At 74.8% G+C, this 8,011-nt stretch carries 8 protein-coding genes; 4 read left to right on the top strand and 4 right to left on the bottom strand.

Features of this window, described 5'->3' with window-relative positions:
• Nucleotides 1-40: 40 nt before the first annotated feature.
• Together ACFC1F_RS32480 and ACFC1F_RS32475 are read right to left on the bottom strand one after the other, a co-directional pair.
• Complete coding sequence (locus ACFC1F_RS32480; protein ID WP_148642571.1) at nucleotides 41-757, bottom strand: response regulator transcription factor; 717 nt, start codon at nucleotides 755-757, stop codon at nucleotides 41-43.
• A gap of 321 nt (nucleotides 758-1,078) precedes the next feature.
• On the bottom strand, nucleotides 1,079-1,741 hold the full coding sequence (locus tag ACFC1F_RS32475) for a DUF3000 domain-containing protein (protein WP_376163736.1): 663 nt from the start codon (nucleotides 1,739-1,741) through the stop codon (nucleotides 1,079-1,081).
• 248 nt (nucleotides 1,742-1,989) lie between these two features.
• Between ACFC1F_RS32475 and hemE the strand changes: the two genes are divergently transcribed.
• Nucleotides 1,990-3,003, top strand: a complete 1,014-nt coding sequence (gene hemE / locus ACFC1F_RS32470) for a uroporphyrinogen decarboxylase (RefSeq protein WP_241003167.1) — start codon at nucleotides 1,990-1,992, stop codon at nucleotides 3,001-3,003.
• Between the two features lie 103 nt (nucleotides 3,004-3,106).
• Here hemE and ACFC1F_RS32465 read toward each other — a convergent pair whose 3' ends face one another.
• Together ACFC1F_RS32465 and ACFC1F_RS32460 are read right to left on the bottom strand one after the other, a co-directional pair.
• Complete coding sequence (locus ACFC1F_RS32465) at nucleotides 3,107-4,123, bottom strand: DUF4349 domain-containing protein (protein WP_376163734.1); 1,017 nt, start codon at nucleotides 4,121-4,123, stop codon at nucleotides 3,107-3,109.
• Nucleotides 4,124-4,297: 174 nt separating this feature from the next.
• Nucleotides 4,298-4,771, bottom strand: coding sequence for a DUF523 domain-containing protein (locus ACFC1F_RS32460; protein ID WP_376163739.1), 474 nt, complete (start codon nucleotides 4,769-4,771; stop codon nucleotides 4,298-4,300).
• Between the two features lie 327 nt (nucleotides 4,772-5,098).
• Here ACFC1F_RS32460 and ACFC1F_RS32455 point away from each other — a divergent pair, with 327 nt between their 5' ends.
• The 3 genes from ACFC1F_RS32455 to hemQ are packed head-to-tail and all read left to right on the top strand — an operon-like array spanning nucleotide 5,099 to nucleotide 7,887.
• Nucleotides 5,099-5,695: a Uma2 family endonuclease gene (locus tag ACFC1F_RS32455; protein ID WP_376163732.1), complete on the top strand. Its 597-nt coding sequence runs from the start codon at nucleotides 5,099-5,101 to the stop codon at nucleotides 5,693-5,695.
• A gap of 33 nt (nucleotides 5,696-5,728) precedes the next feature.
• Nucleotides 5,729-7,165 carry a protoporphyrinogen oxidase gene (hemG, locus tag ACFC1F_RS32450; protein WP_376163731.1) on the top strand — a complete coding sequence of 479 codons (1,437 nt, stop codon included), beginning with the start codon at nucleotides 5,729-5,731 and terminating at the stop codon, nucleotides 7,163-7,165.
• Nucleotides 7,162-7,887 carry a hydrogen peroxide-dependent heme synthase gene (gene hemQ / locus ACFC1F_RS32445; protein ID WP_376163729.1) on the top strand — a complete coding sequence of 242 codons (726 nt, stop codon included), beginning with the start codon at nucleotides 7,162-7,164 and terminating at the stop codon, nucleotides 7,885-7,887. Before hemG ends, hemQ begins: the two co-directional genes overlap by 4 nt.
• The last annotated feature ends 124 nt before the right edge of the window (nucleotides 7,888-8,011 follow it).

Below are 8,011 nucleotides of genomic sequence, written 5' to 3'. Positions count from 1 at the left end.
GAACGTTCCTCCTGGGCCGCCGCAGCGGTCCCACGACGGGTCAGTGAATGATGCCGGTGCGCAGCGCGACCGCGACCATGCCGGCCCGGTCGCCGGTGCCCAGCTTGCGGGCGATGCGGGCGAGGTGGCTCTTCACGGTGAGCGCGGAGAGGCCCATCGCGACGCCGATCGCCTTGTTGGACTGGCCCTCGGCGACCAGGCGCAGCACCTCGACCTCGCGGCCGGAGAGCTCCCGGTACGCGGCCTGCTGCGCTCCGGGTGCGCCCGGGGCCCCGGGCGCACCCGGAGCACCGGCCGCACCCGGCACGCCCGGCATGCCGGGGCGGCGCATCCGGCCGGCCAGGCCGCCGGCACCGATCGGCAGGCCGGGGCGGCCGGGCATGGCGACGTTGGTCCGGGTTCCGGTGACCACGTAGCCCTTGACGCCGCCGGCCAGCGCGCTGCGGACCGCGCCGATGTCGTCGGCGGCCGAGAGGGCCAGGCCGTTGGGCCAGCCCGCGGCGCGGGTCTCGGCCAGGATGGTCAGCCCGGAGCCGTCCGGGAGGTGGACGTCGGCGACGCAGATGTCGCGCGGGGTGGAGACCCGGGGGCGGGCCTCGGCGATCGAGGACACCTCGATCACGTCACGGACGCCGAGCGCCCAGAGGTGCCGGGTGACGGTGTTTCGGACACGGGGATCGGCGATGACCACCATGGCGGTGGGCTTGGTCGGGCGGTAGGCGACCACGTTTGCGGGGTGCTCAAGAAGGACCGACACCAGGCCTCCTGCGGGGAGTGGCGGACGGAACCCCGATGGGGGCGGTCGGAGTGTTCCGCGTTCGGAAAGGGTCACAGTCTGCTTCGGCAGCAACCGTGCCCGGCTTTAGCGAAAGATCACGATCTAGTGAGTAACAATACGGACAAATCGCGCAGACGACTGATGCGACATGCCTCGAATTCGCACAAAAATCGATCAGATTCATCGCAGATCGGTCGGTTTTGACCGGGCATTGACGCAGAGCGGGTCTGAAGTCACACTCCGTCAGCCCTGGGGGTGGCGTCGGACGTGCCGGGGGCCGACCGGCCCGGACGCCACTCGTCAGTGCGAACGCGGGCGCCGGCGGGCGGGCATCGGGACCACCCCGCCGAGTGACGGGGCGTCGGGCGCCTGCTGCTGCGCCGGGGCGGCCGGCGGCAGGCCGGCGCTGATGCAGAGCAGGTCCCCCCAGGCCGCGAGGTGCCGCTCGAAGCGGCCGTCGGCCGGCGTCCAGGACGCCCGGATCTCGATCTCGGTGGACGACGGGCGGTCCGCCAGCGCGCCGAAGTACTGCGAGGCGCACCTGGTCACCGTCCCGGACGGTTCCGCGAACCCGGCGCCGTGCGCCTGCAGGGCGTCCAGCAGCCAGGCCCAGCCGACCTCGGAGAGCATCGGGTCGCCGGCCATCTCCGGCTCCAGCTCCGCCCGGGTCATGGTCACCACGCGGAAGTCGCCGTTCCAGGCCTCCTGCCCGGCCGGGTCGTACAGCAGCACCAGCCGGCCGTCGGCCAGCTCCTCGCCGTCCACCTCCACCGAGGCGGTCAGCGCGAAGGCGTGCGGGGCGAGCCGGCGCGGCGCCGGGGCGGAGGAGAGTTCGAGCTCGGGGCGCAGCCGCGCCCCCGTCAGCGCCTCGACCGCGGCCCGGAACTCGCTCGGCGCCGCCTCCCGATTCGTTCCGCCACCTGTTCCGCCACCCTGTGCGGGGTGCCCGCCGACCGCTGCCATGACCCGAAGACTAGGTCGAAAACCCGGGTAATCGCCGTAACTTCCGCCTGTGCGGCGTGCCGGGACCGGCAAACCGGGCAGATCTTGGAGGAACCGACGAGCCTGCCCGGGGAGTCCGGTCCGGAGCGCGTGCGAAGATTTGAACCGTGAGCGAGACAACGGCAGACACCGCGGCAGCCCCCCAGGCCGGCGCCGCCCCCGGTCAGCAGTCCCCCGCGCGCCGCGGCGCCGCGCACGACTCCGCGTTCCTGCGGGCGTGCCGGCACGAGCCGGTGCCGCACACCCCGGTGTGGTTCATGCGCCAGGCGGGCCGCTCGCTGCCCGAGTACCTGAAGGTCCGCGAGGGCATCCCCATGCTGGAGTCCTGCATGCGGCCCGAGCTGGTCAAGGAGATCACCCTCCAGCCGGTGCGCCGGCACAAGGTGGACGCGGCGATCTTCTTCAGCGACATCGTGGTGCCGCTCAAGGCCATCGGCATCGACGTCGACATCAAGCCCGGCATCGGCCCCGTGATCGCCGACCCGATCCGCACCGCCGAGGACCTCCAGCGGCTCCGCCCGCTGGAGCCCGACGACGTCCCCTACATCACCGAGGCGGTCGGCCTGCTCGTCGACGAGCTCGGCTCCACCCCGCTGATCGGCTTCGCCGGCGCCCCCTACACGCTCGCCAGCTACCTGGTCGAGGGCGGCCCGTCCAAGAACCACGAGAACACCAAGGCCATGATGTACGGGCAGCCCGAGCTGTGGGCCGCCCTGGTCGACCGGCTCGCCGACATCACCTCGGCCTTCCTCAAGGTGCAGATCGAGGCCGGCGCCTCCGCCGTCCAGCTGTTCGACTCCTGGGTCGGCTCGCTCGCCCCGGACGACTACCGCCGCTCCGTGATGCCGGCCAGCACCAAGGTGTTCGACGCCGTCGCCGGCTACGGCGTGCCGCGGATCCACTTCGGCGTCGGCACCGGCGAGCTGCTCGGCCTGATGGGCCAGGCCGGTGCGGACATCGTCGGCGTCGACTGGCGGGTGCCGCTGAACGTCGCCGCCGAGCGGGTCGGCCCGGGCAAGGGGCTCCAGGGCAACCTCGACCCGGCCGTGCTCTTCGCGCCCACCAAGGCCGTCGAGACCAAGGCCCGCGAGGTGCTCCACGCCGCCCAGGCGCTCGGCACCAGCGGCCACATCTTCAACCTCGGCCACGGCGTGCTGCCCAGCATGGACCCGGACGCGCTCAGCCGGCTGGTCGCGTTCGTCCACGAGGCCAGCGCGCGCTGACCCCGGCGCCGTCCGCCACGGGCGGCGGACGTCACGGCCACGGGCCGCACGGCGGCGGGCCCCCTTCCGCGGGCGGGGGCCCGCCGCTTCGCCGTCCGGCCGCTCAGTCCTCCTGCGGTTCCCGTTCCTCCTCCGGTTCCGGCCGGTGCGGCAGGTGGGCCGGGACCGGCGGCACCACCGGGACCGGCCCGGGCGACCGGCGCCGGCGGACCAGCCAGAACACCAGCGCGGCCGGGCCCAGCACCAGCAGGAACGGCGTCACCGCGGCGATCGCCACGGCGACCGCCCGGACGATCGTGACCAGCGCGTTCCAGCCGCCGCCCAGCGCCGAGCCGACCGACGCCCAGAACCCCTCGTCCTTCCCCTTGTCCGGCGCCCCGGCGGGGACGGGACCGGCCTCGCGCCGCACGTCGAGGGTGACGGTGGAGAGGGAGGTCCGGGCCGACAGCTCCTTCAGCTGCTTCTGCAGCGACTCCAGGTCCGCCTCGCGGCGGCTCAACTCGCCCTCCAGACTGGTGATCTCGCCCAGTGTCTTCGCCTGGGCCATCAGCGCCCGCACCCGGTCCACGCTCGCCTGCTGGGTCTGCACCCGGCTCGACACGTCCGCCACCTGCTGGGTCAGGTCGTCCGCCTGGCTCCTGCGCGACAGCACCTCGCCGAGCGCGGAGAGCTGGTCCAGGGTCTGCTGGAAGGTCGCGGACGGCACCTTGACGGTGATCTGGCCGCTCTGCCCGGCGGCGTCCTCGCCCCCGCCGCTCACCGTCTCGGCGCTGACGTAGCCGCCGGCGGAGGCCGCCAGCCCGCGTGCCTTCGCGAGCGCCGCGGCGACGTCCTTCGTCCGCACCGACAGCTGCGCCGTGTACGCGATCAGCCGGGTGTCGGCGACCGTCACGGTGCCCGGCTGCCCCGCCCCGCCGGTGGCCGGCGACCCGGGCTTCGCGGCGGCCGAAGGCGGTGCGGGCGCGGCCCCGCCCACTGCGGGCGCGCCCGGCGCGGCCCCGTCCGCCGCCGGGGCTGCCGCGTCCTGCTTGGCCACCGCCGCCGCACCGTCCTCGCCCCGCCCGGAGCCGGCGCCGCACCCCCCGGCCAACACCGCGGCCGCGAGCGCCGCGGCCGCCACCCCCGCTCGGTACCCCGCCCCGCGCCGTCCTCGCACCACGATCGAGCCCTCCCCAAGTCCCTTGTCCGGCGCCGCGATCCGGGCGTCCGGACCATTGGACGGAGAAGACGGCCGGCCGGACCCGCCCGGGAGATCGCAAGTCGGTCACGGCTCGGCGGCGGCCCGGACAAGGCGCTACCCGGCCTGCCCCGTCGTCACCACGACACCCGCCCGCCGCAGCAGCGCCGCCGTCACCCCGTCGCCGGCCCGCAGCGTCCCGCCGAAGCTCCCGTCGTAGACCTGCCCGCACCCGCACGACGGACTGCGCGCCATCAGCAACGCCCGCCGGGCCCCGGCCGCCTCGGCGGCGGCCAACGCCTGCCGCGCCCCGTCCAGGAACGCCTCCGTGCAGTCCGCCCCCGTCGCGTCCACCACCCGGGCCCGTCCGTCCAGCACGTCCGCGCCGTCGCCGCCGACGATCTCCGCCGCGGGCCGCGGCGTCGCCAGCCCGCCGGCCACCTCCGGACAGACCACCACCGCCCGCCCGTCCTCGACCAGCCCGACCGCCGCCTCCGACGTCCTCGCCCGTCCGTCGTACCGGCACGGCACCCCGGCCAGGCACGCGCTCACCAGGACGGGCTCCGCCGCGTCGAGCTGCCGCCGCCGCACCCTGACCTCGGGCCCGCGGCCGCGCTCGGGCAGGACGGCGACGGTGACCACCTCGTCGTCCTCGCCGGCGGCGGGGGAGCCGAGGACCCGGCAGGGGACGCCGACCGCCGCCGGGTACGGGAAGCCGGCGTCGAACTGCTCCTCGGACAGGGTGCCGGTCCCGAACATCACGATCTTGTCGACCACCGCCCACTGCCGCCCGTCCACGTCCGTGAACCGGACCTCCACGACGTACGGCCAGTCGCCGTCGTCAACGCAGCGGACCGCCTCACCCTGCAGATACATCCGAGCCCCTTCGCCGGTCGCCCCAGACGCTACCTTGGGCGCATGAGCGAGCTGCCGGACTGGATGTACCCGCCCCGGGACGAGGGGTGGATCGCCGAGGACCTCGACCACCTGCCGCAGGCGCCGCGGCACACCGAACTGATCGACGGGGCACTGGTCTTCCGGCTGTCCCCGCAGCGTTGGTGGCACGGTGAGCTCGTCACCGACCTGGTCGTCGCGCTGCGGGCCCAGATCCCGCCGGGCAGTCGTGCGGGACGGGAGATGACGATCAAGCTGGACCGGCGGAACCGGCCGGAGCCCGACGTTCTCGTCACCACCGCCGAGTACGACCCCGAGCGAACTCGGTTCACGCCCGACGAGGTCTCGCTCGTCGTCGAGGTGGTCTCCCCGGAGTCCGCGCACCGCGACCGCACCGTCAAGGTGCGCAAGTACGCCGAGGCCGGCATCCCGCACTACTGGGTGATCGAGGACGAGGACGGGCGGCCGGTCGTGCACGCCTACGAGCTCGACGCCGCCACCTCGTCCTACGCCCCCGCCGGGATCTTCCGGGGGCGGCTGCAGCGGCCCGTGCCGTTCCCCGTGGACATCGACCTCGACGCGCTCGTGCCGGCGGCGAAGCGCCCGGAGCGGGCGGACTGAGGCGGGGATGTAAGGACCTGCGAGACTGCGGACATGGCGCAAGCACAGGTCGTGGTGATCGGTGGCGGTATCGCGGGGCTGGCCGCGGCCGCGTTTCTCAGCGGGGCGGCAGGCGGGCCCGCGCGGGCCCGGGTGACGCTGTTGGAGGCGTCCGAGCGGCTCGGCGGGAAGCTGTCGGGCGGCGAGGTCGGCGGGGTCCCGGTGGACCTCGGGGCCGAGTCGATGCTGGCCCGGCGGCCGGAGGCGGTCGAGCTGGCGCGGGCGGTCGGGCTGGGCGCGGAGCTGGAGCCGCCGACCACCGCCAAGGCCGCGATCTGGACGCGCGGCGCCCTGCGGCCGCTGCCGGGCGGGCAGGTGATGGGCGTCCCCGGTGACCTGGAGGCGCTCGCGAAGTCCGGGGTGCTGACCGCCGAGGGGCTGGAACGGGCCCGGCACGAGGGCACCGGCGAGGGTGTCGCGGACGACGTCGCGATCGGGCGCTACGTCGCCGACCGGCTGGGCCGCGAGGTGGTGGACCGGCTGGTCGAGCCGCTGCTGGGCGGCGTCTACGCCGGGCACGCGGACGAGATCTCGCTGCGCGCCGCCGTGCCGCAGCTGCTGGCGATCGCCCGTGGCGGCGGCTCGCTGGTCGAGGGCGTGCACGAGCTGGCCACCCGGCCGCAGACCGTCTCGACCCCCGTCTTCCAGGGCCTGCGCGGCGGTATCGGCACCCTGCCCGTGGCGGTCGCCGTGGCCTGCGCCGACGCCGGCGTCGAGCTGCGCACCCGGACCGCCGTGGCGGAACTGCGGCGCACCGCCGACGGCTGGCGGGTGGTGACCGGCGACGGCGCGACGCTGTACGCGGACGCCGTGGTGCTGGCCGTGCCCGCGCCCGCCGCCGCCCGGCTGCTGCGCACAGACGCGCCGGGGGCGGCCGCCGAGCTGGACGGCGTCGAGTACGCGGGGATGGCGCTGGTCACCCTGGCGTTCCGGCGGGCCGACCTGCCGGAGCCGCCGGCCGGCAGCGGGTTCCTGGTGCCGCCGGTGGACGGCCGCCGGATCAAGGCGTCCACCTTCTCCTCCAACAAGTGGGGCTGGCTGGAGCGTTCGGCCCCGGACACCTTCATGCTGCGGACCTCGCTGGGGCGGCTGCACGAGGAGCAGGCGCTGGACCTGTCGGACGAGGAACTGGTGGCGCAGTCGCTGGCCGACCTGGGCGAGGCGATCGGCCTGACCGCCCGGCCGTACGACACCGCCGTCACCCGCTGGCGGGCCGGCCTGCCGCAGTACCCGGTCGGCCACCTCGACCGGGTGGCGCGGATCCGGGCGGCGGCCGGCCGGGTGGGCGGGCTGGCGCTCTGCGGGGCCGCGTACGACGGGGTGGGCATCCCGGCGTGCATCGCGAGCGCGCGGACGGCCGTCGACGCGCTCGACAAAGTGTTGACCCCGCTGACCGGGGAGAACGTCACGGAGAGGACAATGGGCGCATGACTGAGACCGTTGAGCAGCAGCCGGAGCAGCAGCCCGAGAAGAAGAAGGCGCGCGACCTGAACCAGGTCATCCGCTACACCATGTGGTCGGTGTTCAAGCTCAAGGGCGCGCTGCCCGAGGACCGCACCGCGCTGGCCGCCGAGGTGGACGAGCTGTTCGCCCAGCTCGCCGCGAAGGACGTCACGGTGCGCGGCACCTACGACGTGTCCGGTCTGCGGGCGGACGCCGACATCATGGTCTGGTGGCACGCGGAGGACTCGGACGACCTCCAGGAGGCGTACAACCGCTTCCGCCGCACCGCTCTGGGCCGTGAGCTGGAGCCGGTCTGGTCGAACATGGCGCTGCACCGCCCGGCCGAGTTCAACAAGTCGCACATCCCGGCGTTCCTCGCCGACGAGCGCCCGCGCGACTACGTCTGCGTCTACCCGTTCGTCCGCTCCTACGAGTGGTACCTGCTGCCCGACGCCGAGCGGCGCGCGATGCTCGCCGAGCACGGCCAGATGGCGCGCGGCTACCCGGACGTGCGGGCCAACACGGTGGCCTCGTTCGCGCTCGGCGACTACGAGTGGCTGCTCGCCTTCGAGGCGGACGAGCTGCACCGGATCGTCGACCTGATGCGCGACCTGCGCCCGTCCCGCGCCCGGCTGCACGTCCGCGAGGAGGTGCCGTTCTTCACCGGCCGCCGCAAGCCGGTGAGCGAGCTGCTGGCCGGCCTGGTCTGAGCCCGGCCGAGCGAGGGCCGGTTCCCCCGGGAAGGGGGAGCCGGCCCTCGGCGTTTCCGGTGACCCGGTGTTTCCGGCGGTCCGGCGTGTCCCGTGACCCCGGCGTGTCCGGTGACCCCCCGGC

Source organism: Kitasatospora sp. NPDC056181 (assembly GCF_042266225.1).
GTDB lineage: Bacteria > Actinomycetota > Actinomycetes > Streptomycetales > Streptomycetaceae > Kitasatospora.
The sequence above is the reverse complement of the archived record's forward strand: the minus strand, read 5'-3'. Positions and strand labels throughout refer to the sequence as shown.

Bases quoted from the DNA above. Each gene is read 5' to 3' on its own strand.
- ACFC1F_RS32475 (WP_376163736.1), bottom strand. From the start codon at position 1,741: ATGGCAGCGGTCGGCGGGCACCCCGCACAGGGTGGCGGAACAGGTGGC.
- ACFC1F_RS32455 (WP_376163732.1), top strand. From the start codon at position 5,099: ATGAGCGAGCTGCCGGACTGGATGTACCCGCCCCGGGACGAGGGGTGG.
- hemG (WP_376163731.1), top strand. From the start codon at position 5,729: ATGGCGCAAGCACAGGTCGTGGTGATCGGTGGCGGTATCGCGGGGCTG.
- hemQ (WP_376163729.1), top strand. From the start codon at position 7,162: ATGACTGAGACCGTTGAGCAGCAGCCGGAGCAGCAGCCCGAGAAGAAG.